This is a genomic window from Kitasatospora sp. NE20-6, from assembly GCF_045862635.1.
This window is the reverse complement of record NZ_BPRL01000005.1, coordinates 108,912-132,913: the sequence shown is the minus strand read 5'-3', so window position 1 is coordinate 132,913 and position 24,002 is coordinate 108,912. Positions and strand designations below refer to the sequence as shown.

Below are 24,002 nucleotides of genomic sequence, written 5' to 3'. Positions count from 1 at the left end.
GCCCGGCGGGTTCGATGGTGCGCCACCGCGCAGGGCTGCGCGAGTGGTTTTCGTCCGCCGTGCTACGTCCGGCGCTTCGGCACCGGGATCCTGGCCAGGTCCTCGGCGACGACGATCTCGCCGTCGAACTGCTTGCGGGCCTCGGCGAGGTGCTGGTCGAGCACCGGGTAGCGCTGCGAGAAGTGGGTGAGGACGAGGGTCCGCACGCCCGCCTCGGCGGCGACCGCCCCGGCCTGCCCGGCGGTGAGGTGGCCGTGCTCGCGGGCCAGGTGGGCGTCCGCGTCGGCGAAGGTGGCCTCGGCGACGAGCAGGTCCGCCCCGTCGGCGAGTTCGGCGACGCCGTCGCACAGCCGGGTGTCCATGACGAAGGCGAAGCGCTGCCCGGGGCGGGTCTCGCTGACCTCGTCGAGGGTGACCGTGCGGCCGCCCGCCTCGATCCGGCCGTCCTGCAGGAGGGTGCCGACGGCGGGGCCGCGCAGGCCGAGGGCGGCCAGGCGCTCCGGGATCATGCGGCGGCTGTCCGGTTCGGTGAGGCGGTAGCCGAACGACTCGACCGGGTGCGAGAGCCGTACCGCGGAGAGCTCGAACGCCGCGCCGGGCGCCGGCAGCGGGCCGGGGTCGAGGATCGGCCGGGGCCGCAGCTCGGCGCTCTCGTGGTAGGCGGAGGAGTACCGCAGCCGGTCGAAGAAGACCTGGCCGGAGGCGGGGTAGTAGGCGTCGACCGGGTGCGGGACGCGGTCCAGGCTGATCCGCTGGATCACGCCGGACAGGCCGAGGCAGTGGTCGCCGTGGAAGTGGGTGACCGCGATCCGGGTGATCTGGGTGGCGGACACCCCGGCGTGCAGCATCTGCCGCTGGGTGCCCTCGCCCGGGTCGAACAGGATGCCCTCGCCGTCCCAGCGCAGCAGGTAGCCGTTGTGGTTGCGGTGCCGGGTGGGCACCTGGCTGGCGGTGCCCAGGACGACGAGTTCGCGCTGCGACACGTCAGACCAGGCCCTCGCGGAGCGGGGTGCCGCCGAGGACGTGCACGTGCGCGTGGAAGACCGTCTGGCCGGCGCCCGCGCCGGTGTTGAAGATCATGCGGTAGCCGGAGCCGTCGATCTTCTCGTCGGCGGCGACCTCGCCGGCCTCGGTGAGGAGCTCGGCGGTGATCGCGGGCTCGGCGGCGGCGAGCGCGGCGGCGTTCGGGTAGTGCACCTTCGGGATGACCAGCACGTGGGTCGGCGCCTGCGGGTTGATGTCGCGGAACGCGACGGTGTTCCCGGTCTCCCGGACGAGCGTCGCCGGGATGTCACCCGCCACGATCTTGCAGAACAGGCAGTCGGGCTGGGCCTCGCCGGCCATGAGCGGTCTCCTCGGTCATGAGCACTGGTGATCGTCACTGACGGTCCGCAGCCTAGCCGAGGCGCCCCCCGGGCAGGCGGCGGCCGGGGGCGGGGACGGCACGGTGGCCGCCCCCGCCCGCGGGCGCGCTACAGCCCGGGCAGCGGCGGGGGCGTGCGGGCCGGCTGCTCGGCGAGGGCGGCGAGCGCGAGGCGGACGCCCTCGGCGAGCTGGGTGTCGCGGCCCGCCGCCCAGTCCTGCGGGGCGATCTCCACGACGACGTCCGGGTCGACGCCGTGGTTCTCCACGCCCCAGCCGTAGCCCTCCAGCCAGAAGGCGTACTTGGGCTGGGTGACGGCGGTGCCGTCGACGAGCGCGTACTTGCCGTCGATGCCGATCACGCCGCCCCAGGTGCGGGTGCCGACGACCGGGCCGATGCCGAGCGCCTGGATGGCGGCGTTGACGATGTCGCCGTCGGACCCGGAGAACGCGTCGGCCAGCGCCACCACCGGGCCGCGCGGGGCGTCGCCCGGGTACGGGTCCGGGTTGGCGATGTCACGGGCCCGGTCCCAGCCGATGATCTTCCGGTTGAGCTTCTCGATGACGAGCTGCGAGGTGTGGCCGCCGCGGTTCTCCCGCAGGTCGACGACGACGCCCTCGCGGGCGAGCTCGACCCGCAGGTCGCGGTGGAGCTGCGCCCAGCCGGAGCTGACCATGTCGGGCACGTGGAGGTAGCCGAGCCGGCCGCCGGAGCGCTCGCGCACCTCGGCACGGCGGCCCGCCACCCAGTCGTGGTAGCGCAGCGGCTCCTCGTCGGCGAGCGGCACCACCACGGGGTGGCGGGTCGTGCCGTCCTTGCCGGCGACGGTCAGCTCGACCGGCCGGCCGGCGGTGCCCGCGAGCAGCGGCGCCGGGCCGGTGACGGGGTCCACCGGGCGGCCGTCCACCGCGAGGACCGCGTCGCCGGGCCGGACGGCGACGCCCGGCGCGGCCAGCGGCGAGCGGGCCCGCGGGTCGGACGACTCGCCGGGCAGGATGCGGTCGACGCGCCAGACGTCGCCGTCGCGGACGAGGTCCGCGCCGAGCAGGCCCTGCCGGCGGGCGGCCTCCGGGCCGCGGCCGGGCGGGGTGACGTAGGCGTGGGAGGTGCCGAGCTCGCCGACGGTCTCCCAGAGCAGGTCGACGAGGTCGTCGTGCGTGCCGGCCCGGTCCACCAGCGGGCGGTAGCGGTCCAGGACGCCGGCCCAGTCGACGCCGTTCATGTCGGCGCGCCAGTAGTTGTCGCGCATCAGGCGGCCGTTCTCGTCGAACATCTGGCGCCACTCGGCGGCCGGGTCGACGGTGACGCGCAGGCGGCCGAGGTCGACGTCGACCTCGTCGTCCTCGCCGGCCTTGCGGTCGGCCGGGACGATCTTGAGCGCGCCGCCGTCGCGGACCGCGAGGCGGGTGCCGTCCCCGCTGACCGCGTAGCCGTCGAGGCCCGCGACGATCTCCTGGGCACGGCGCTTGCCGAGGTCGAAGTGCTCCAGCGCCGGGCGCGGGTGGTCGTCCTCCAGGGAGGCGGCGTTGTCGCCCAGTTCGCCGACGAGCGGCAGCCGGGTCCACACCACGCCGTCCTTGACCGCCCGCAGGCTGCCGAAGGAGCCGCCCTCCACGGGGAACGGCAGGATGCGGTCGGCGATGCCCTCCAGGTCGACCCGGGTGGGCTCGGGCGCGGTGTCCTCGGCCTTCCCGGCGTCCTTCCCGGCGGGCTTGGCGTCCTCGTCCTCGCCGCCGACGGGCCGGCCGGCCCGCTGCGGGCCGAACGGCGACGGGGTGTCCGCGGCGAGCGTGATCAGGTACGGGCGGGTGCCGGTCGGGAACGACAGGTCGAAGGAGTGCACGTCGTAGACCGGGTCGAAGTTGCGCACCGACAGGAACGCCAGGTGCTTGCCGTCCGAGGTGAAGGCCGGCGAGTAGTCGACGAAGCGCTGCTGGGTGGCCTCGCTGACGGTGCGGGCGGTCAGGTCGGCCAGCATGATCTGGCGCAGCGACCAGGCGCCGAGCACGGGGCTGGACCACGCGAGCCGGCCCGAGTCGGGGCTGAAGGCGAGGCCGGTGACCTCGCCGTTCTCGCTGCGGGCGAGCTCGTGCACGGTGCCGTCGGAGAGCGCGACGAGCAGCACCCGGCCGTCGTGGGAGGCCACGGCGAGCTGCTTGCCGTCCGGGGAGGCGACGAGGTCGAGCACCCGGCCGAGCCGGCCGGCGGCGAGGCGGCGGCGGCCGGGCTCCAGCACGGCGGGCGCGTACTCCAGGGCGTCGTCGCCCTCCGCGTCGGTCACCCAGACGACGCCCTGCGCGCCGTCGGCGCCGGGCACGACGCGGGCGAGGCGGGCGCGCACGCCGGGGGTGTCGTCGAGCACCCGGGCGGGGCCCTCACGGTGCGTCAGCCAGTGCACCGTGCCGCGGACGACGACCGCGCCGGCCCGGCCGGTGCGGTCGGGGGCGACGCCGTCGAGGTGGCCGGAGGCGGCGACCGGGTGCGGCTGGCGGCGGGTGCGCGGCCCGGCGAGGCGGATGTCCAGGCGCCGGGGCACGGCACCGTCGAGGTCGTCGAGCAGCCACAGGTCGCCGCCGCCGTGCCAGACGACGCGGGTGCCGTCGGTGGTGGCGTTGCGGGCGTAGAACGGGCCGTCGCTGTGCCGCCGCAGGTCGGTGCCGTCGGGGAGGCTGGAGTAGAGCCGGCCGCTGCCCTCGTGGTCGGAGAGGAAGGCGATCCGGCCGCCGACCCACAGGGGCGACTCGATGTTGCCGCCGAGGTCGGCGTGCACGCGGGTGAAGTCACGCGTGCCGATCCACAGCTTCCCGGCGGTGCCGCCGCGGTAGCGCTTCCAGTGCGCGGGCTCGCGGCTGAACGCCGACAGCAGCAGCACCCGGTCCCCGCCCGGCTCCAGGGCGAGGCCGCCGACCGGCCCGTACGGTAGGCGGGTCGCCTCGCCGCCGTCGAGCGGGACGGCGAACGCCCAGCTGCGGCGCAGGGTGGCCTGCCCGGCGGTGGTGACGGCGATCGGGCGGCCGTCGGCCGTCCAGCCGCGCAGCTGGGTGCGGGCGCTGCCCCAGTGGGTGAGGCGGCGGGCGGGGCCGCCCCCGGCGGGGGCGACGTGGATCTCCGGCGCCCCGTCGCGGGTCGAGGTCCAGGCGACGTGCGCGCCGTCCGGGGAGAAGCGCGGGTGGGAGGCCGGGGTCTGGTCCGCCGTCAGCCGCCAGGCCCGGCCGCCGTCCAGCGGCGCCAGCCAGACGTCGTCCTCCGCGACGAAGGCGACGAGGTCGCCGTGCAGGTGGGGGTGGCGCAGGTAGGCGCCGTGGGAGGTGCTCTGCGGTTCGGTCACAGGCAGCACCCTAGGCACGGCCCGGCGCCGACGCAGGCGGTTTCTTCAGGAGGGTACGAACGGGTCGTGCGGACCCCGCCGGAGGGGCGTACGGGCCGGGCCCGGACGCCGGATCAGGACCAGCGGCCGGTGCGGCCGAGCAGCAGCGCACCGGCCGCCACCCCGGCGGTGGAGGTGCGCAGCACCGTCGGGCCGAGCCGGTGGGGTGCCGCGCCGGCCTCGGCGAAGGCGGCGAGTTCGTCCGGGGAGACGCCGCCCTCGGGGCCGACGACGAGCACGATGTCGCCGCCGGCGGGGAGTTCGGCGGTGGCGAGCGGCCGGGCGCCGTCCTCGTGCAGGACGGCGGCGAACGCCGCCCGGGCCAGCAGCGGGGTCAGCTGACGGGTGGTCACGAGGTCGTGCACCTCGGGGAAGCGCAGCCGGCGGGACTGCTTGCCGGCCTCGCGGGCGGTGGCGCGCCACTTGGCGAGCGCCTTGGCGCCCCGGTCGCCCTTCCACTGGGTGATGCAGCGGGACGCCGCCCAGGGGATCACGGCGTCGACGCCGGCCTCGGTCATGGTCTCCACGGCGAGTTCGCCGCGGTCGCCCTTGGGGAGCGCCTGGACGACGACGATGCGGGGGGCCGGCTCCGGCTCGGTGCGGACGGTGACGACGGTGACGTCCAGCGCGTCCTTGCCGTGCACCGCGGCGACGGTGCCGTCGGCGCCCAGGCCGTGGCCGTCGGCGAGGGTGACGGCCTCGCCGGTCTCCAGCCGCTTCACCGCGGCGGCGTGGCGCCCCTCGGGCCCGTCGAGGCGGACGACCGATCCCGGGGCGGCCCCGGCCAGCAGCGCGGTCTCGACGACGAACACGGGCGCGGTCACAGCGGCTCCACTCCTGGTGTGCGGGGGGCCTCCCCGGGCGGCCCGGGGAGGCGGGGGTGCGGGGGTGCTGCACGACCGCGGGGCCCGGCCGGTCGGCCGGGCCCCGCGCGTCGGTGCAGGCGACGGCCTAGCGGCCGTTGAAGGCGTCCTTGAGCCGCGAGAACAGGCCCTGCTGGCCGGGCGAGAAGTGACCGGACGGCCGCTCCTCGCCGCGCAGCACGGCGAGCCGCCGCAGCAGGTCCTCCTGCTCAGGGTCGAGCTTGGTCGGCGTCTGCACCTCGACGTGCACTATCAGGTCGCCCCGGCCGCCCCCGCGCAGGTGCGTGATGCCGCGGCCGTGCAGCGGGATCGACTGGCCGGACTGCGTGCCGGGCCGGATGTCGACCTCCTCCATCCCGTCGAGCGTCTGCAGCGGCACCTGGGTGCCGAGCGAGGCCGCCGTCATCGGGATGGTGACCGTGCAGTGCAGGTCGTCGCCGCGCCGCTGGAAGGTCGGGTGCGCCGACTCGGCGATCTCGACGTACAGGTCGCCGGCCGGGCCGCCGCCGGGGCCGACCTCGCCCTCGCCGGCCAGCTGGATGCGGGTGCCGTTGTCGACACCGGCGGGGATCTTGACGGTGAGGGTGCGGCGGGCGCGGACGCGGCCGTCGCCGGCGCACTCCGGGCACGGGGTCGGCACGACGGTGCCGAAGCCCTGGCACTGCGGGCAGGGACGCGAGGTCATGACCTGGCCGAGGAACGACCGGGTGACCTGGGAGACCTCGCCCTTGCCGCGGCACATGTCGCAGGTCTGCGCGGAGGTGCCGGGTGCGGCGCCCTCGCCGGAGCACGTCGTACAGGTGACGGCCGTGTCGACCTGGAGCTCCTTGGTGGTGCCGAACGCGGCCTCCTCCAGGGTGATCTCCAGGCGGATCATGGCGTCCTGGCCGCGGCGGGTCCGCGAGCGCGGTCCGCGCTGGCCCCCGGCCGCGCCGAAGAAGGCGTCCATGATGTCGGAGAAGCCGAAGCCCGCGGCGCCGAAGCCGCCTGCCCCACCGCCTCCGCCGTTCGGGGAGAGCGGGTCGCCGCCGAGGTCGTAGACCTGGCGCTTGGCCGGGTCCGACAGCACCTCGTAGGCGGCGTTGATCTCCTTGAACCGCTCCTGGGTCTTGGGGTCCGGGTTGACGTCCGGGTGCAGTTCACGCGCGAGGCGCCGGAACGCCTTCTTGATCTCGTCCTGCCCCGCATCCCGTCGGACGCCGAGTACCGCGTAGTAGTCCGTGGCCACCAAATGCTCCGCTTGTTCCGCCTCTAGAAGTGCTTGCGCCCGACCGGCCGCGCGGTGTCCGCGCCGCCGTTGTTACGACTCGGCCAGGATCTGACCCACGTACCGTGCCACCGCTCGCACCGCCCCCATTGTGCCGGGGTAATCCATCCGGGTCGGACCGATCACTCCCAGTTTTGCCACGCTCTGGTCGCCCGAACCGTAACCGACGGAGACCACGGACGTGGAATTGAGTCCCTCGTACGCGTTCTCCCGGCCGATCCGGACGGTCATGCCCGACTCCGCGGTCTCCCCCAGCAGGCGCAGCAGCACCACCTGCTCCTCCAGTGCTTCGAGCACCGGCTGGATGGTCAGCGGGAAGTCGTGGCCGAAGCGCGTCAGGTTGGCCGTGCCGGCCAGCATGATGCGCTCCTCGTTCTGCTCGGCGAGCGTCTCGAAGAGCGTGGCGAGCACGGTGGAGACGGCCGGCCGGTCGACGGGCTCGAACGACCCGGGCAGGTCCTCCAGGAGCTCCGGGACGTCCGGCAGCCGCTGCCCGCACGCCTGGGCGTTGAGCCTGGCGCGCAGGTCGGCCAGGACGGTCTCGCCGACCGCGCCGGGACAGTCGACGATCCGCTGCTCCACCCGTCCGGTGTTGGTGATCAGGACGAGCATCACCTTCGCGGGTGCCAGCGCGACCAGTTCGACGTGCCGCACGGTGGAGCGGGTCAGGGAGGGGTACTGCACCACGGCGACCTGCCGGGTCAGCTGGGCGAGCAGGCGCACCGTCCGGGCGACGACGTCGTCGAGGTCGACCGCGCCCTCCAGGAAGTGCCGGATCGCCCGCCGCTCCGGGGCCGTCATCGGCTTCACCTCGGCCAGCCGGTCCACGAAGAGCCGGTACCCCTTGTCGGTGGGGATGCGCCCGGCACTGGTGTGCGGCTGGTGGATGAAACCGTCCTCCTCCAGGGCGGCCATGTCGTTGCGCACCGTCGCCGGGGAGACCCCGAGGTTGTGGCGCTCCACGAGGGCCTTGGAGCCGACCGGCTCCTCGGTGCCCACGTAGTCCTGGACGATGGCCCGCAGCACGGCGAGCCTGCGCTCGTCGAGCGGGCGCACGGCGGCACGCGTGTCGATCAGGCGCTCGTCGACCCTGCGTTCGTTGACCACGGGGCACGCACCTCCGTCTCCGCCCGTTGGACCTGGTAGCCGTCCGGTCCTTTGGCACTCTGGAAGGCAGAGTGCCAGAACCGTACCTGCCAGTGTAAGGCCCTCCCCCGGCGGCAGGAACGGGCCGCCCACGTGATCCTCGACCGATTGTCGGGACCGCGGGCCGCGCCGCCCCCGCCTCCTGGTGGCAGCATCGAAGGCGAGCGAGCTACCGAAGGAGCAGCGATGTCGTCGTCACGGCAGCACTCCCGCTTCGCACCGGACCGCGGCCTGACCGGCCGGATGGTCGTCACGATGTTCCTGATCGGCCTGGTGTACGTCGGCTTCACCGGCGTGCTGATCGTGCTGCTGCGCGGCGCCTGGCCGATCGTCCTGCTGATCTCCGGCGGCCTGTTCGTCGCGCAGTTCTGGTTCAGCGACCGGATCACCGAGCGGGCGATGGGCGCCCGGCCGGTGACCCCCGAGGAGTACCCGCAGCTGCACGGCACCGTCGACCGGCTGTGCGCCCTCGCCGACATGCCGAAACCGCGGATCGCCGTGGCCCACAACGACATGCCGAACGCCTTCGCCACCGGGCGCAACCAGCAGAAGGCCGTGGTGTGCGTGACCACCGGCCTGCTGCGCCGCCTGGAACCGGAGGAGCTGGAGGGGGTGCTCGCCCACGAGCTGTCGCACGTCGCGCACCGCGACGTGGCCGTCATGACCATCGCGGGGTTCCTCGGCGTGCTCGCCGGGCTCATCACCCGCATGGCGCTGTACGGCGGCTTCCTGGGCGGCGGCAACCGCAACAACAACGACCCCAACGCCGCGATCGCGCTGATCCTCGTCCCGCTGGTCAGCATGCTCGTGTACGCCCTCAGCTTCCTGCTGACCCGGCTGCTCTCCCGCTACCGGGAGCTCGCCGCCGACCGGGCCGCCGCCCAGCTGACCGGCCGGCCCAGCTCGCTCGCCTCCGCACTGACGAAGGTGACCGGGCAGATCGCCGCCATCCCCACCGAGGACCTGCGCAGGTCGCAGCCGTACAACGCCTTCTACTTCGCCCCGGCGCTGAGCGCGCGGGAGGCCGCCTCGCAGCTGTTCTCGACCCACCCGTCGCTGGAGCAGCGGCTGGAGCAGCTGGCGCGGATCTCCGCCGAGCTCGGCCGGTGAGAGGAGCGCACCGTGGGTTTCCTGGACTCCCTGCTGGGCCGTACCAAGCCCGTCGAGCCCGATCTGGACCAGCTCTTCGGCATCCCGTCGGCGGCGCTCACCCTGGAGGCCGCGGCGGGCTTCCGGCCGACCGGGCTCGGCGCGGTGTGCTTCGCGGCCGTCGAGGGCGGCGCCTTCGAGGAGGTGCAGCAGCAGGTGCAGGCCCTGCTGGACGCCGACACCGGACGCGGCGGCGTGCCCGTCGAGGCGTCCCGGGACGCCTACGGCTACTCCTGGCTCCTCTCCCGGCACACCCCGGAGGAGCTGCCCGACCTGGTCAACGACCTGCACGCGGTCAACAGCGAGCTGGAGGCGCACGGTTTCGGCCCGCAGCTGCTCTGCTCGATCGTGGGCTTCCGCAACGCGTCCGGGCAGCCGCTGGGCCTGGTCTACCTGTACAAGCGCGGCACGTTCTACCCGTTCGCGCCGGTGCCGGGCGGCGGCGAGAAGCGCAACAGCCCGGTGGAGCTGCAGGTGAAGGCGATGCTGCCGAACGACCTGCGGATCGAGTCGGACCTGTCGCGCTGGTTCCCGGTGTGGGGCGCCCCGGGACTGTAGCCGGACGGCGGGCCCGCGGGATCCGCCGGGCGGTGCGCCGGCTCGTAGACTCCCGTCCATGCGCAGCAGGGAGTACGGGCCCGATCTGACCCCGCCGTGGAAGCGGCAGCAGCCCGCGCCGGAGGTGGCCGCCGAGCGCGACCTGGTGGTGGAGGACGCGGCCACCGGGTACTGCGGGGCGGTCGTGCGGTGCGAGCGGACGGCCGAGGGGTTCACCGTGACCCTGGAGGACCGCTTCGGCAGGCACCGGGTGTTCCCGCTGGTGCCGCGGGGCTTCCTGCTGGAGGGGCGGGTGGTGACGCTCGTCCGCCCCGCCGCCGCGGCCCCCGCGGCCGGGCCCGCCCGGACGGCCTCCGGGTCGGTCGCGGTGCCGGGGGCGCGGGCCCGGGTGGCCCGGGAGTCGCGGATCTACGTGGAGGGCCGGCACGACGCCGAGCTGGTCGAACGGGTCTGGGGCGACGACCTGCGGATCGAGGGCGTGGTCGTCGAGTACCTGGAGGGCGTGGACGACCTGCCGGCGATCGTCGCCGGGTTCGCGCCCGGCCCGGGGCGGCGGCTCGGCGTGCTCGTCGACCACCTGCTGCCGGGCACCAAGGAGCACCGGATCGCCGCGCGGGTGACCGGTGCGTCGGTGCTGGTGGTGGGCCACCCGTACGTCGACGTGTGGCAGGCCGTGAAGCCGTCCAGCGTGGGCATCCCCGGCTGGCCGGAGGTGCCGCGCGGGGAGGTCTGGAAGGAGGGCGTCTGCCGCCGCCTGGGCTGGCCCGTGGACCCGCCCGCGGCGTGGCGGCGCATCCTCGCCTCGGTGGACTCCTACCGCGACCTCGACCCGGCCCTGCTGGGCCGGGTCGAGGAGCTGATCGACTTCGTGACGCAGCCGGACTGAGACCGGGTCAGTCGAAGGTCTGGAAGTCCGAGGTGTCGAGGGTGATGCCGAGGACGTCCAGCGGAACCGCGGCGCCGAAGCGGCTGGTCCGCGCGGACAGGTAGTCCGGAAGGCCCTTGACGTTCTCGTCCGCCGGTTCGGTGAGCAGGGTGCACTGCCCCTGGACCGGATCGACGATCAGGTAGGCGGGGATGCTCCCGGCGGCGTACATCTCGCGCTTGGTCCGGTGGTCGCGGTCGCCGCTGGTCCTGGAGACGACCTCGACGACCAGGGCCAGGGCAGCCGCCGGGACGAGGCGACCCGGACCGTCGACGGCTCCCCGCTCGTAGACCACGAGGTCGGGTTGAGGCTCACTGACCTCGCCGGGGATCGCGATGTCCTGGGTCTGGCCCCGGTGCCAGCGCGCGCGCGGGATCTGGTCCTGGATCGACTCGATGATCCAGTTGTGGACCCGGTCCGGCCCCGCCATCATCACGATTTCCCCCCGAATGAGCTCGGCCTTGAACCCCTCCGGGACGTCGAGGCTCTCGTAGATCGCACTCACCCGGTCGTCAACGGCAGTCATCACTCGCTCCCTCGGACGGCTGCTACCAAGGTAACGGCCGTCAGTCGACGAGGTCACGTACCACGGCGTCGGCGAGGAGCCGTCCGCGGAGGGTGAGGGCGGCGCGGCCGTCGGCGTGGGCGGCGGGGTCGAGGAGGCCGTCGGCGAGGGCGGTGGCGGCGGCCTTGCGGCCGGTGGCGGTGAGCAGGTCGAGCGGGCAGCCGTCGACGAGGCGCAGCTCCAGCAGGATGCGCTCGACGCGGCGGTCCTCGTCGGCGAGGACCTCGCGGCCCAGGGCGGGGGTGCGGCCCTCGGCGAGGGCCTGCGCGTACGCCGCGGGGTGCTTGGCGTTCCACCAGCGGACGCCGCCGACGTGGCTGTGGGCGCCCGGCCCGGCGCCCCACCAGTCGGCGCCCGTCCAGTAGAGCTCGTTGTGGCGGCAGCGGCCCTCGGGCGTGGTGGCCCAGTTGGAGACCTCGTACCAGGCGTAGCCGGCGGCGGAGAGCGCCTGCTCGGCGATGAGGTAGCGGTCGGCGTGCACGTCGTCGTCGATCATCGGCAGCTCGCCGCGCTTCACGCGGGCGGCGAGGCGGGTGCCGTCCTCGACGATGAGGGAGTAGGCGGAGACGTGGTCCGGGCCCGCGCCGATCGCGGCGTCGAGGGAGGCCCGCCAGTCGTCGTCGGACTCGCCGGGGGTGCCGTAGATGAGGTCGAGGTTGACGTGGTCGAAGCCGGCCGCGCGGGCCTCGGCGACGCAGGCCTCCGGGCGGCCCGGCGTGTGGTGGCGGTCGAGCACCTGCAGCACGTGGCGGCGGGCCGACTGCATGCCGAAGGAGACCCGGTTGTAGCCGCCCGCCCGGAGCTCCTCCAGGTAGGCCGGGCCGACCGACTCGGGGTTGGCCTCGGTCGTGACCTCCGCGCCCTCGGCGAGGCCGAACTCCTCGCGCAGGGCGGCGAGCATCCGCACCAGGTCGCGGGCGGGCAGCAGGGTGGGCGTGCCGCCGCCGAGGAAGACGGTCCGCACGGGCAGGTCGGTGTCGCCGAGGACCGCCCGGGCGTGCCGGATCTCGGCGATCACGTTGTCGGCGTACGTCTCCTGCGAGGCGACGGCGCCGGAGCTGCGCAGTTCGGTGGCGGTGTACGTGTTGAAGTCGCAGTAGCCGCAGCGGCTGGCGCAGTACGGCACGTGCAGGTAGAAGCCGAACGGCCGGCTGCCGAGCCCGGCGAGGGCGGAGGAGGGCAGCGAACCGTCGGACGGCACGGGTTCGCCGTCGGGGAGTGCGGAGGGCATGACCCCATTGTCCCGTACGGCTCGGGTTGCCCCGGCGCCGTACGGGACGGGGCGGTCAGGCCTCGTTGGCGCCGGCGTACATCCCGGTGATGGCGTCGGCGTAGGTGCGCTCGACGACCGGGCGCTTGATCTTGAGGCTGGGCGTGAGCTCGCCGTGCTCGATGTCGAGGTCCCGCGGGAGCAGCGTGAACTTCTTGATCGTCTGCCAGCGCTGCAGGTCGCCGTTGAGGCGCTGCACGAAGCCCGCGATCAGCTCGTGCGTCTCGGGGGCGCCGACGACCTCGGCGTACGACTTGCCCGCCAGGCCGTGCTCGGCGGCCCACGGCATGATCACGGCCTCGTCGAGGCCGATCAGCGCGGTGCAGAAGTTCCGCTGGTTGCCGATGACCAGGATGTTGCTGACGAACGGGCAGACCGCCTTGAACTTGCCCTCGACCTCGCTCGGCGCGACGTACTTGCCGCCGGAGGTCTTGAACATGTCCTTCTTGCGGTCGGTGATCCGCAGGTAGCCGTCCTTGTCGAGCTCGCCGATGTCGCCGGTGTGGAACCAGCCGTCGCTCTCCAGCACCTCGGCGGTCTGCTCGGGCATCTCGTGGTAGCCGCGCATCACGCCGGGGCCGCGCAGCAGGATCTCGCCGTCCTCGGCGATCCGCACCTCGGTGCCGGGCAGCGGCAGGCCGACCGTGCCGACCCGCACGTGGCCCTCCCGGTTCACGGTGGAGCCGGCCGAGGTCTCGGTGAGGCCGTAGCCCTCCAGGATCGGCACGCCCGCGCCCATGAAGAAGAAGCCGATCTCGGGGGCCAGCGCGGCGCTGCCGGAGACCGAGCCGCGCATCCGGCCGCCGAACGCGCCCCGGATCTTCGCGTAGACCAGCTTGTCGGCGATCGCGTGCTGCACCCTCAGCCCCAGCGGGGCGGTCGCGCGGCCGGTCGCGATCTCGTTGGCCTGGGTGGTGCGCGCGTGGTCGCGCGCCACGCCCGCGGCCCACTGGAAGATCTTGTACTTGGCGCCGCCCTCGGCCCGGGCCTTGCCCGCGATGCCGTTGTAGACCTTCTCGAAGATCCGCGGCGCGGACGCCATCAGGGTCGGGCGGATCGCCGGCAGGTTGTGGATGATGCGGTCGACCCGGCCGTCCACGGCCATCACGTGGCCGGTGGCGATCTGCCCGGAGATCAGCGTCTTGCCGAACACGTGCGACAGCGGCAGCCACATGAACTGCACGTCGTCCGCGCGCAGCAGCCCGCTCTCCTCCTGCGCCACCGCCTCGTACGCCCAGCAGTCGTGCACCAGCCGCACGCCCTTGGGGCGGCCGGTCGTGCCGGAGGTGTAGATGAGGGTGGCGAGCTGCTCGGGCTGCAGCGAGTCGACGGACTTCTCGACGGCGTCCGGGTGGTCCGCCAGCCAGGCGGCGCCGCGCTCCTCCAGCCCGGCCAGGGTCAGCACGGTCAGACCGTCGGCCTCCGGCAGCCCGTCGGGCGCGTCGAAGAGGATCACGGTCTCCAGGCCCGGCAGCTGCGCCCTGGTCTCGACGACCTTGGCGAGCTGCTTGGTGTTCTCGGCGAACAGCGCCCGGCTGCCGGAGTTGGCCAGGATGAACGCGGTCTCGTCCGCGTTGGTGCTGGGGTACACCGTCGTGGTGGCCGCACCGGCGCACATGTTGCCCAGGTCGGCGATGATCCACTCGACCCGGGTGGCCGAGGAGAGCGCGACCCGGTCCTCGGACTCGATCCCGAGCGACATCAGGCCCGCCGCGACCGCCCTGACGCGTTCCGCGGTCTGCGCCCACGTCAGCGAACGCCACTGCTCGGCCCCGGGAGCGCCGTCCGCGGCATGCTCGTCGACCGGCACCGGGTAGCGGTACGCCTCCAGGTCGGGCGTGGCGTTTACCCTGCTGAGGAACAGATGGGCCACGGAGGGCGGACGGCGCTCGATCATGGACTGCACGGAACTCAACGAGGACCTCCGGGGGGCGGGTGGTCGAGGGTGAGGGAGGACGGCGGCCGTGGGGGCAGCCGACCGACCCGCCTTGTTAACCAGCAAGTAACAAGAGCCAGGCAGCAGCCTAGGGGGTGCGCAGCAGTTCCGTAAGAGGGTCAGGACACCTGGCACGGCATCGGACCTGCAGTGCAGGGCGACCCTGCGGTTGCGGACCACCCCGGCGACTGATGTGGTCCTAGCACGAAATACCCAGTCGCGAGTAGACCCAAAAGAGGATGCGCGCATCCCCGGCGACGACGAGAGTGTCACGGTGCTGATCAGACTGTTGCGGGCCCACCTACGGCCCTACCGCCAACCGATCTCCCTGCTGGTGCTGCTCCAGCTCATCTCCACCATCGGGGCCCTCTACCTGCCCACGCTGAACGCCGACATCATCGACGACGGCGTGATCAAGGGAGACACCGGGATCATCCTGCGCCTCGGCGCCGTGATGATCGGCGTCGCCCTCGCCCAGGCCGTCTGCTCGGTCGGCGCCGTGTACTACGGCGCACGCACCGCGATGGCCGTCGGCCGCGACATCCGCGCCACCGTCTTCGACCGGGTGCAGAGCTTCTCCGCCCGCGAACTCGGCCACTTCGGCGCGCCCTCGCTGATCACCCGGACCACCAACGACGTCCAGCAGGTCCAGATGCTGGTGCTGATGGCGTTCACCCTGATGGTGGCAGCGCCCATCATGTGCGTCGGCGGCATCGTCATGGCGCTCAACCAGGACGTGCAGCTCTCCGGGCTGCTGCTCGCCGTCGTCCCGATCCTCGGCATCGTCGTGGTGCTGCTCGTCCGCCGCCTCCGCCCGCAGTTCCGCGGCATGCAGGAGCGCATCGACGGCGTCAACCGGATCCTGCGCGAGCAGATCACCGGCATCCGCGTCATCCGGGCGTTCGTCAAGGACGGCCACGAGCAGGAACGCTTCGCCTCCGCCAACCAGGACCTCGCCGACGTCTCCCTGCGGGTCGGCCGCCTCATGGCCTTCATGTTCCCCGCCGTCATGTCCGTGGTGAACGTCTCCAGCGTCGCGGTGCTCTGGTTCGGCGCCCACCGGATCGACAGCGGCGGCATGCAGATCGGCGCGCTGACGGCCTTCCTCTCTTACCTCATGCAGATCCTCATGAGCGTCATGATGGCCACCTTCATGTTCATGATGGTGCCGCGCGCCGAGGTCTGCGCCGAGCGCATCCAGGACGTGCTGACCACCGAGACCAGCGTCACGCCCCCGGCCCACCCCGTCACCGTCCTGGAGCGGCACGGCCGGCTCGAACTGCGCGACGTCGAGTTCCGCTACCCCGGCGCCGAGGCGTCCGTGCTGCGCGGCATCGACATCCACGCCCGGCCCGGCGAGACCACCGCCGTCATCGGCTCCACCGGCGCCGGCAAGTCGACCCTGCTCGGTCTCGTCCCGCGGCTCTTCGACGCCACCGGCGGCCAGGTGCTCGTCAACGGCGTCGACGTCCGCGAGATCGACCCGCTCACGCTCTCCGGCGTCATCGGCTTCGTCCCGCAGAAGCCGTACCTCTTCTCCGGCACCGTCGCCAGCAACCTGCGCCACGGCCGGCCCGACGCCACCGACGAGGAACTGTGGCAGGCCCTCGCGACCGCCCAGGCCAAGGACTTCGTCGAGAAGTTCCCCGAGGGCCTCGACGCCCCGATCGCCCAGGGCGGCACCAACGTCTCCGGCGGCCAGCGCCAGCGGCTCGCCATCGCCCGCGCGCTCGTCCGCAAGCCGGAGATCTACCTCTTCGACGACTCGTTCTCCGCGCTCGACTACGCCACCGACGCCAAGCTGCGCCGGGCCCTGGCCGCGGAGACCTCCGACGCCACCGTGGTGATCGTCGCCCAGCGCGTCTCCACCATCCGCGACGCCGACCGCATCATCGTCCTCGACGAGGGCGCGGTCGTCGGCACCGGAACCCACCAGGAACTCATGGCCGACAACCCGACCTACCGGGAGATCGTCCTCTCCCAGCTCACCGAACAGGAGGCGGCGTGACCAGCCCCGGCAAGCCGGCGAAGCCCAGCGCCTCGCAGGAGGCCGCCGCCCGCCGCGGCCCGGCCGGCCCCGGCCGGTTCATGGGCGGCCAGGGCACCGAGAAGTCCATGGACTTCAAGGGCTCCAGCAGGCGCCTGCTCGCCATGCTCCGGCCGCAGCGCACCCTGCTGTACGGCGTCCTCGCCCTCGGCGTCGTCAGCATCGGCTGCGCCGTGGCCGGCCCGTACGTCCTCGGCCGCGCCACCGACCTGATCTTCGCCGGCGTGGTCGGCGCGCAGAGCCCGGCCGGCGTCAGCAAGCAGCAGGTCCTGGAGAGCCTGCAGCAGCGCGGCGACGGCGCCGTCGCCGACATGCTCTCCACCGTGCCGTTCACGCCCGGCCAGGGCATGGACTTCGACGCCATCGGCACGGTGCTGCTCTGGGTGCTGGGCATCTACGTCGTCTCCGCCGTCTTCGGCATCCTCCAGGGACGGCTGGCCACCACCGCCATCCAGCGCACCGTCTACCGGCTCCGCCAGGACGTCGAGTCGAAGATCGCCCGGCTGCCGCTCAGCTACTTCGACAGGCAGCCGCGCGGCGAGGTGCTCAGCCGGGTCACCAACGACATCGACAACATCGGCCAGTCCATGCAGCAGACCATGGGCCAGGTCGTGAACTCGCTGCTGACCATCGTCGGCGTGCTCGCGATGATGTTCTGGATCTCCCCGCTGCTGGCGCTGATCGCCCTGATCTCCGTGCCGCTGTCGGTCGTCGTGGCCGCCCGCGTCGGCAAGCGGGCGCAGCCGCAGTTCGTCGCCCAGTGGAAGACCACCGGCGCGCTCAACGCGCACATCGAGGAGATGTACACCGGCCACGCGCTGGTGAAGGTCTTCGGCCGCCAGCAGGAGGCCGCGAAGGTCTTCGCCGTGGAGAACGAGGCGCTGTTCGAGTCCAGCTACCGCGCGCAGTTCATCTCCGGCATCATCCAGCCGGCCATGATGCTGATCGGCAACCTCAACTACGTGCTGGTCGCCGTGGTCGGCGGCCTGCGGGTGGCCGGCGGCGCCCTGTCGATCGGCGACGTGCAGGCGTTCATCCAGTACTCCCGGCAGTTCAGCCAGCCGCTCACCCAGGTCGCCTCCATGGCCAACCTGGTGCAGTCCGGCGTGGCCTCCGCCGAGCGCGTCTTCGAACTCCTCGACGCCCCGGAGCAGAGCGCCGAACCGGCCATGCCGGAACGCCCCGCCGAGCTCTCCGGCCGGGTCGCCTTCGAGGACGTGTCCTTCCGGTACGAGCCCGACAAGCCCCTCATCGACGGCCTGTCGCTGAAGGTCGAGCCCGGCCAGACCGTCGCCATCGTCGGACCCACCGGCGCCGGCAAGACCACCATGGTCAACCTGCTGATGCGCTTCTACGAGGTCAGCGCCGGCCGGATCACCCTCGACGGCGTCGACGTCGCCGCGATGTCCCGCGAGGAGCTCCGCTCCGGCATCGGCATGGTGCTCCAGGACACCTGGCTGTTCGGCGGCAGCATCGCCGACAACATCGCCTACGGCGCCGACGGCGCCACCCGCGAACAGGTCGTCGACGCCGCGAAGGCCGCCCACGTCGACCGCTTCGTGCGCACCCTGCCCGACGGGTACGACACGGTCATCGACGACGAGGGCGCCGGCGTCAGCACCGGCGAGAAGCAGCTGATCACCATCGCCCGCGCGTTCCTCGCCCAGCCCAGCATCCTCGTGCTGGACGAGGCGACCAGCTCGGTCGACACCCGCACCGAGGTGCTGATCCAGCGCGCCATGGCCCGCCTGCGCACCGGGCGGACCAGCTTCGTCATCGCCCACCGGCTCTCCACCATCCGCGACGCCGACGTCATCCTGGTGATGGAGAACGGATCGATCGTCGAGCAGGGCACGCACGACGAGCTGATCAGCGCCGAGGGCGCCTACGCCCGGCTGTACCAGGCGCAGTTCGCCGAGGCCGTGGCCGAGGTCGACTGACGGCCCCGCCGCGTACGGGAGGGGGGAGGTCCGGTCCGTCCGGGTCTCCCCCCTCCCGCGTGCCGGGCCGCGCTACGGTGGTCGGGTGACCGACGTCGACCAGACCGCCATCGACGCCTTCGAGGCCCAGCGCCGCTACCTCGGCGCCGTGGCGTACCGGCTGCTGGGCTCCCTCGCCGACGCCCAGGACGTGCTCCAGGAAGCCTGGCTGCGCTGGCAGGGCGTCGACCGGGCCGGCGTCGACGACCCGCGCGCCTACCTCACCACCGTCGTCACACGGCTCTGCTACGACCAGCTCGGCTCCGCCCGGGCCCGCCGCGAGGCGTACTTCGGCGAGTGGCTGCCCGAACCGGTCGTCTCCACCGACGCCACCCCCGACGAACTCGCCGAACTCGGCGAATCGGTCTCGCTGGCCGTGCTCGCCGTCATGGAACAGCTCTCCCCCGCCGAACGCGCCGCGTTCGTGCTGCACGACGTCTTCTCGGTCGGCTTCGACGAGATCGCCACCACCCTCGACCGCACCCCGCAGGCCGCCCGGCAGCTCGCCTCGCGCGCCCGCCGCCGGGTCCGCGAGGGCGGCCGCCGCGGCACCGTCGACCCCGCCGAACACCGGCAGGCCGTCACCGCCTTCGCCGCCGCGACCGCCCGCGGCGACCTCCAGGCCCTGCTCGCCGTCCTCGACCCGGACGTCGTCTGGCACTCCGACGGCGGCGGCGTCGTCTCCGCCGGCGCCCGGCCCGTGTACGGCGCCGACAAGGTCTCCCGCCTCGTCGCCGGCCTGGTCACCCGGTGGTACACCCCGGAGTCCTCCTACGCGCACGTGCTGGTCAACGGCGAACCCGGCCTCCTCTTCCTCTCCGCCCCGGACCGGATCGCCGGCGTGATGGCCTTCACCGTGACGGACGGCCGGATCGCCGAGACGTACGTCGTCGTCAACCCGGAGAAGCTCTCCCACCTGGGCTGACCGGCCGCTCCCCACCCCCGGGCGCGACTGTGACCCGGATCACGGTCACAGCCGCGCCCGCTGCGTCGTCCCCCTTCCGAGCAGCGTCCGCAGGCCGCCCGCGAGGCAGGCCGACCGCATCGGAGGACCGACGGATGACCGAGCAGCAGCGCATCGTCGTGGTGGGGGCCGGGTACGCCGGACTGACCGCCGCCAACCGCATCGGCCGGAACAGGCCGGTCACCCTCGTCGCACCGGAGGCCCGGTTCCTGCACCGGGTACGCCAGCACGAGGCCGCCGCCGGCCGGCCGGAACACCGGCCCGACATCGCCCACGTGCTCCGCGGACGCCGGGTGACCCACCGGCAGGCCCGCGTCACCGAGATCGACCTGACCGCCCGCAAGGTGTTCCTCGACTCCGGCGCACCCCTCGCGTACGACACCCTGGTGTACGCCCTCGGCAGCCGCACCGCCTTCCACGGCGTCCCCGGGGCCGCCGAGCACACCTACCCCGCCGAGCGCGCCGCCGAGCTGCGGCAGCGCATCGCCGACGCCCCCGCGCCCGGCACGATCGCCGTGGTCGGCGGCGGCGCCACCGGCATCGAACTCGCCACGGAACTCGCCGAGGCGCACCCGGCCTGGCGGATCGCACTCGTCTCCGCGGAGCGGATCGGCGGCTGGCTCTCCCCCAAGGGGCGCGGCCACGTACTGGCCGTGCTGGCACGGCTCGGCGTCCGGCTGCACGAGCACACCGAGGTCACCGGCGTCGGCCCCGACGGGCTGCGCACCGCGACCGGGCCGGTCCCCGCCGACCTCACCGTCTGGGCCGCCTCGATGGAACCGCACCCGCTCGCCGCCCGGGCCGGCCTCGCCGTCGCCCCGGACGGCCGGGCCGTGGTCGACGGGCAGCTCCGCTCCGTCTCCCACCCGGACGTCCACGTCGTCGGCGACGCCGCCGCCGTCGACCTGCCCGGCACCGGCCGGCTGCGGATGGGCTGCGTCACCGCCCAGCCGATGGGCCGCTACCTCGGACGGCTGCTCGGCGGACGCACCACCGAGCCGTTCACCTTCCGGTACGTCGTGCACTGCCTCAGCCTGGGCCGGCGGGAGGCCTTGGTGCAGCTGGTCCGCGCCGACGACGCGATGCGGCCGGCGGTGCTCACCGGGGCGGCCGGACGGCTCACCAAGACCCTGATCGTCAACGGCGTGGTGACCGGGCTGCGCTGAGCGGCGGGGGCGGGGCGGGGGTCCGGCGGGAGGCGGTGGCTCCTGGTTGCCTGGTTCCCGGAACGGCGGAGGGCCGCCGCACCGCACGTCGGATCGACTCCGACGTGCGGTGCGGCGGCCCTCGCGGTACCGGGCGGGCGCTACTTCTTCTCGCCCTTGGGGGCCTCGGCGTCGGTGGACAGCGCGGCGATGAAGGCCTCCTGCGGGACCTCCACGCGGCCGACCATCTTCATCCGCTTCTTGCCCTCCTTCTGCTTCTCCAGCAGCTTCCGCTTACGCGAGATGTCACCGCCGTAGCACTTGGCGAGGACGTCCTTGCGGATGGCGCGGACGGTCTCACGGGCGATGACCCGGGAGCCGATGGCCGCCTGGATCGGCACCTCGAACTGCTGCCGCGGAATCAGCTTCTGCAGCTTGCCGGCCATCATCACGCCGTAGTTGTACGCCTTGTCCTTGTGCACGATCGCGGAGAACGCGTCGACCGCGTCGCCGTGCAGCAGGATGTCGACCTTGACGAGGTCGGCCGCCTGCTCGCCGATCGGCTCGTAGTCGAAGGAGCCGTAGCCGCGGGTCTTGGACTTCAGGTGGTCGAAGAAGTCGAAGACGATCTCCGCGAGCGGGAGGGTGTAGCGCAGCTCGACGCGGTCCTCGGAGAGGTAGTCCATGCCCTGGAGGTTGCCGCGGCGGCCCTGGCAGAGCTCCATGATCGCGCCGACGAACTCGTTCGGCGCCAGGATGGTGCCGCGCACCACCGGCTCGTGGACCTCGGAGATCTTGCCGGTCGGGAACTCGCTCGGGTTGGTGACGGTGTGCTCGGTGCCGTCCTCCATCACCACCCGGTAGATCACGTTCGGGGCGGTGGAGATCAGGTCGAGGTTGAACTCGCGCTCCAGCCGCTCCCGGATGATCTCCAGGTGCAGCAGGCCGAGGAAGCCGCAGCGGTAGCCGAAGCCGAGCGCGACCGAGGTCTCCGGCTCGTAGACCAGCGCGGCGTCGTTCAGGCGCAGCTTGTCGAGGGCGTCGCGCAGCAGCGGGTAGTCCGAGCCGTCCAGCGGGTACAGGCCCGAGAACACCATCGGACGCGGGTCCTTGTAGCCGCCCAGCGCCTCGGTCGCACCCTTGTGCATCGAGGTGATCGTGTCACCGACCTTGGACTGCCGGACGTCCTTCACACCGGTGATGATGTAGCCCACCTCGCCGACGCCGAGGCCGTCCGCGACCTTGGGCTCCGGCGAGATGACGCCGATCTCCAGCAGCTCGTGCGTCGCGCCGGTCGACATCATCGCGATGCGCTCACGCTTGGTGAGCTGGCCGTCGACGACACGGACGTAGGTGACCACGCCGCGGTAGGAGTCGTAGACCGAGTCGAAGATCATCGCGCGGGCCGGGGCGTCCTTGACGCCGACCGGGGCCGGGATGTTGTCGACGATGTGGTCGAGCAGGTCCTCGACGCCCAGGCCGGTCTTGGCGCTGACCTTGAGCACGTCCGACGGGTCGCAGCCGATGATGTGCGCGATCTCCGCGGCGTACTTCTCCGGCTGGGCGGCCGGCAGGTCGATCTTGTTGAGGACCGGGATGATCGTGAGGTCGTTCTCCAGCGCCAGGTACAGGTTGGCGAGGGTCTGCGCCTCGATGCCCTGCGCCGCGTCGACCACGAGGACGGTGCCCTCGCAGGCGGCCAGCGAACGGGACACCTCGTACGTGAAGTCGACGTGGCCCGGGGTGTCGATCATGTTCAGGATGTGCGTGTTCCCGGTGTTGGCACCGGTCAGCGGCGCCCACGGGAGGCGGACCGCCTGCGACTTGATGGTGATGCCGCGCTCACGCTCGATGTCCATGCGGTCGAGGTACTGGGCGCGCATCTGCCGGGGGTCGACGACACCGGTGATCTGCAGCATCCGGTCGGCGAGCGTCGACTTGCCGTGGTCGATGTGGGCGATGATGCAGAAGTTGCGGATCACCGCCGGGTCGGTCCGGCTGGGCTGTGGCACGTTGCTGGGGGTCGCGGGCACCTTGGTCCGATTCTCCGTGTGGTCCGGGGGCCGGGGTGTCCGGGTCATCGCTGACCGGCTTCCCGGGGACCGGACGGGCTCGTCCGATCGATGTATGGCTCCCCCCATCCTCCCACGAGCCCGGGGCGCCGTGGCGGCCAGCTCTTCCGCCCGGCCGGACGGGCACGGAAGGACCTCCGCTCCTCCGCCCCCACCGGGGCCCGGCGGCGCTCCGCGGAGGGTCGGCGCCGCTCCGCGGGGAGTCGGCGGAGGGTCGGCGGCGCTCCGCGCAAGGGAGGGACCGCCGGCCGGCTGCACGGGCGCGGCCGGTTTGGGGACGGCCGACCGCCCCTGGTAGCGTGGGGCGCTGCACCCCGCCTTCGGCATGCCCTCTCAGCAGGTCACGGAATCCGGGGGTGCAACCCGTCAAGACCGATCAAGACAGACTGAGGCTCTTCGTGGCGAACATCAAGTCCCAGATCAAGCGCAACAAGACCAACGAGAAGGCGCGCCTGCGCAACAAGGCCGTCAAGTCCTCGCTGAAGACCGCGCTCCGCAAGGCCCGCGAGGCCGCCGCTGCCGGCGACTCCGCCAAGGCCACCGTGCTGGCCCGCGAGGCCTCCAAGGCCCTCGACAAGGCCGTCAGCAAGGGCGTCATCCACAAGAACCAGGCCGCCAACAAGAAGTCGGCGATCACCAAGCAGGTCAACGCCACCGTCTGATCGACGGTGACACGTCGGCACCGGTTCCGGTGACGACCCCCGGGCCAGGCCCGGACCGGACGGCTCAGCAGCGGCCCTCTACCCGCGCCCGCCGTCCACCCCCTCTCGGAGCAGCACCGGCCCTCTACCCGGAGCCCCGAGACGCTCGACTCCGTACCGCACGCGGCCTGCGTTCGCCACGCGGGTGCGGTACACAGCACCACCGACGCGCCTGATCACAGGCGCTCCGCCGACTGCCCGCCCGGTCTCGACCGGGCGGGCAGTCGGCGTTTCCGGGCCCGTCCCGCCGCGCGGTGAACGGTGGGCCGGTGGACGGTGCGACGGTTCACGGTGGACGCCGATCCAGGACGGGCCGGGGGCCGACCGATCGCGCCCGTCCGGGTCGGGTCGGGCCGGGTCCGCACGGCTGGGCGGTCGGGTTGCGCGCTCGGGCTGCGCGGTCGACACGGAGAGGCGGTGACCTCGACCGATTATCCTGTGACTCTCTGTCATGACATCTTCACCGGTATGGTTCGGTGCTACCACTCCGCCGGACGGCCACTTGGGGGCTCCGATGTCGACACCCACGCCGCCACCCCCGCATGCGGCACCGACCCGGGGCGCAGCGCCGACCGGGTACGGGCCCGGGACCGGGCCCGGTGGCTACGGGCAGGGTCCGCTCACAGGGACCGGATCGGCCGGCCACCTCGGGAACGGAGCCCCGGGCGGGCCGCCGACCGACCCC

18 protein-coding genes are annotated in these 24,002 nt (G+C 73.1%); 8 read left to right on the top strand and 10 right to left on the bottom strand.

The features are described from left to right. Positions 1–62: 62 nt before the first annotated feature. The 6 genes from SNE206_RS06140 to hrcA all read right to left on the bottom strand — a co-directional run bounded on the left by SNE206_RS06140 (position 63) and on the right by hrcA (position 7,916). Positions 63–983, bottom strand: a complete 921-nt coding sequence (locus SNE206_RS06140; protein ID WP_407912320.1) for a ribonuclease Z — start codon at positions 981–983, stop codon at positions 63–65. Between the two features lies 1 nt (position 984). Beyond that, positions 985–1,344, bottom strand: a complete 360-nt coding sequence (locus SNE206_RS06135) for a histidine triad nucleotide-binding protein (RefSeq protein WP_405013381.1) — start codon at positions 1,342–1,344, stop codon at positions 985–987. A gap of 128 nt (positions 1,345–1,472) precedes the next feature. Beyond that, on the bottom strand, positions 1,473–4,691 hold the full coding sequence (locus tag SNE206_RS06130; RefSeq protein ID WP_407912319.1) for a PDZ domain-containing protein: 3,219 nt from the start codon (positions 4,689–4,691) through the stop codon (positions 1,473–1,475). Between the two features lie 113 nt (positions 4,692–4,804). Beyond that, positions 4,805–5,554: a 16S rRNA (uracil(1498)-N(3))-methyltransferase gene (locus SNE206_RS06125; RefSeq protein ID WP_407912318.1), complete on the bottom strand. Its 750-nt coding sequence runs from the start codon at positions 5,552–5,554 to the stop codon at positions 4,805–4,807. A gap of 127 nt (positions 5,555–5,681) precedes the next feature. Then, positions 5,682–6,821 (bottom strand): molecular chaperone DnaJ, encoded by a 1,140-nt coding sequence (dnaJ, locus tag SNE206_RS06120; protein ID WP_407912317.1) that lies wholly within the window; start codon positions 6,819–6,821, stop codon positions 5,682–5,684. Between the two features lie 72 nt (positions 6,822–6,893). Beyond that, on the bottom strand, positions 6,894–7,916 hold the full coding sequence (gene hrcA / locus SNE206_RS06115; RefSeq protein WP_407912474.1) for a heat-inducible transcriptional repressor HrcA: 1,023 nt from the start codon (positions 7,914–7,916) through the stop codon (positions 6,894–6,896). A 276-nt stretch (positions 7,917–8,192) separates the two neighbouring features. On the opposite strand from hrcA, the gene htpX reads away from it, so the two are divergent. The 3 genes from htpX to SNE206_RS06100 are packed head-to-tail and all read left to right on the top strand — an operon-like array spanning position 8,193 to position 10,599. Next, a complete protein-coding gene (htpX, locus tag SNE206_RS06110) occupies positions 8,193–9,116 on the top strand; it encodes a zinc metalloprotease HtpX (RefSeq protein WP_407912316.1) in 924 nt (307 codons plus the stop codon). A 12-nt stretch (positions 9,117–9,128) separates the two neighbouring features. After that, positions 9,129–9,713, top strand: a complete 585-nt coding sequence (gene pspAB / locus SNE206_RS06105; protein ID WP_407912315.1) for a PspA-associated protein PspAB — start codon at positions 9,129–9,131, stop codon at positions 9,711–9,713. 58 nt (positions 9,714–9,771) lie between these two features. Next, positions 9,772–10,599 (top strand): DUF3097 domain-containing protein, encoded by an 828-nt coding sequence (locus SNE206_RS06100; RefSeq protein WP_407912314.1) that lies wholly within the window; start codon positions 9,772–9,774, stop codon positions 10,597–10,599. Positions 10,600–10,606: 7 nt separating this feature from the next. Here SNE206_RS06100 and SNE206_RS06095 read toward each other — a convergent pair whose 3' ends face one another. The 3 genes from SNE206_RS06095 to SNE206_RS06085 are packed head-to-tail and all read right to left on the bottom strand — an operon-like array spanning position 10,607 to position 14,388. Further along, on the bottom strand, positions 10,607–11,164 hold the full coding sequence (locus SNE206_RS06095; protein ID WP_407912313.1) for a Uma2 family endonuclease: 558 nt from the start codon (positions 11,162–11,164) through the stop codon (positions 10,607–10,609). Between the two features lie 40 nt (positions 11,165–11,204). After that, entirely contained in the window at positions 11,205–12,434 is a 1,230-nt protein-coding gene (hemW, locus tag SNE206_RS06090; RefSeq protein ID WP_407912312.1) for a radical SAM family heme chaperone HemW, read from the bottom strand. 55 nt (positions 12,435–12,489) lie between these two features. Continuing rightward, positions 12,490–14,388, bottom strand: a complete 1,899-nt coding sequence (locus SNE206_RS06085) for an AMP-dependent synthetase/ligase (protein ID WP_407912311.1) — start codon at positions 14,386–14,388, stop codon at positions 12,490–12,492. A 295-nt stretch (positions 14,389–14,683) separates the two neighbouring features. On the opposite strand from SNE206_RS06085, the gene SNE206_RS06080 reads away from it, so the two are divergent. The 4 genes from SNE206_RS06080 to SNE206_RS06065 all read left to right on the top strand — a co-directional run bounded on the left by SNE206_RS06080 (position 14,684) and on the right by SNE206_RS06065 (position 20,565). Then, a complete protein-coding gene (locus SNE206_RS06080) occupies positions 14,684–16,417 on the top strand; it encodes an ABC transporter ATP-binding protein (RefSeq protein ID WP_407912310.1) in 1,734 nt (577 codons plus the stop codon). 80 nt (positions 16,418–16,497) lie between these two features. Continuing rightward, positions 16,498–18,396: an ABC transporter ATP-binding protein gene (locus SNE206_RS06075; RefSeq protein WP_407912473.1), complete on the top strand. Its 1,899-nt coding sequence runs from the start codon at positions 16,498–16,500 to the stop codon at positions 18,394–18,396. A gap of 85 nt (positions 18,397–18,481) precedes the next feature. Next, on the top strand, positions 18,482–19,360 hold the full coding sequence (gene sigJ / locus SNE206_RS06070; RefSeq protein WP_407912309.1) for an RNA polymerase sigma factor SigJ: 879 nt from the start codon (positions 18,482–18,484) through the stop codon (positions 19,358–19,360). A gap of 134 nt (positions 19,361–19,494) precedes the next feature. Further along, positions 19,495–20,565, top strand: coding sequence for an NAD(P)/FAD-dependent oxidoreductase (locus SNE206_RS06065; RefSeq protein WP_407912308.1), 1,071 nt, complete (start codon positions 19,495–19,497; stop codon positions 20,563–20,565). Positions 20,566–20,705: 140 nt separating this feature from the next. On the opposite strand, the gene lepA is transcribed toward SNE206_RS06065, so the two are convergent. Beyond that, positions 20,706–22,577 (bottom strand): translation elongation factor 4, encoded by a 1,872-nt coding sequence (gene lepA / locus SNE206_RS06060; protein WP_407912307.1) that lies wholly within the window; start codon positions 22,575–22,577, stop codon positions 20,706–20,708. A gap of 437 nt (positions 22,578–23,014) precedes the next feature. Between lepA and rpsT the strand changes: the two genes are divergently transcribed. Next, positions 23,015–23,278 (top strand): 30S ribosomal protein S20, encoded by a 264-nt coding sequence (gene rpsT, locus SNE206_RS06055; RefSeq protein ID WP_407912306.1) that lies wholly within the window; start codon positions 23,015–23,017, stop codon positions 23,276–23,278. Positions 23,279–24,002 lie beyond the last annotated feature (724 nt).

Coding starts and splice junctions, on each gene's coding strand:
- SNE206_RS06135 (WP_405013381.1), bottom strand. CDS start 1,344: ATGGCCGGCGAGGCCCAGCCCGACTGCCTGTTCTGCAAGATCGTGGCG.
- htpX (WP_407912316.1), top strand. CDS start 8,193: ATGTCGTCGTCACGGCAGCACTCCCGCTTCGCACCGGACCGCGGCCTG.
- SNE206_RS06100 (WP_407912314.1), top strand. CDS start 9,772: ATGCGCAGCAGGGAGTACGGGCCCGATCTGACCCCGCCGTGGAAGCGG.
- SNE206_RS06095 (WP_407912313.1), bottom strand. CDS start 11,164: ATGACTGCCGTTGACGACCGGGTGAGTGCGATCTACGAGAGCCTCGAC.
- hemW (WP_407912312.1), bottom strand. CDS start 12,434: ATGCCCTCCGCACTCCCCGACGGCGAACCCGTGCCGTCCGACGGTTCG.
- SNE206_RS06075 (WP_407912473.1), top strand. CDS start 16,498: ATGGGCGGCCAGGGCACCGAGAAGTCCATGGACTTCAAGGGCTCCAGC.
- SNE206_RS06065 (WP_407912308.1), top strand. CDS start 19,495: ATGACCGAGCAGCAGCGCATCGTCGTGGTGGGGGCCGGGTACGCCGGA.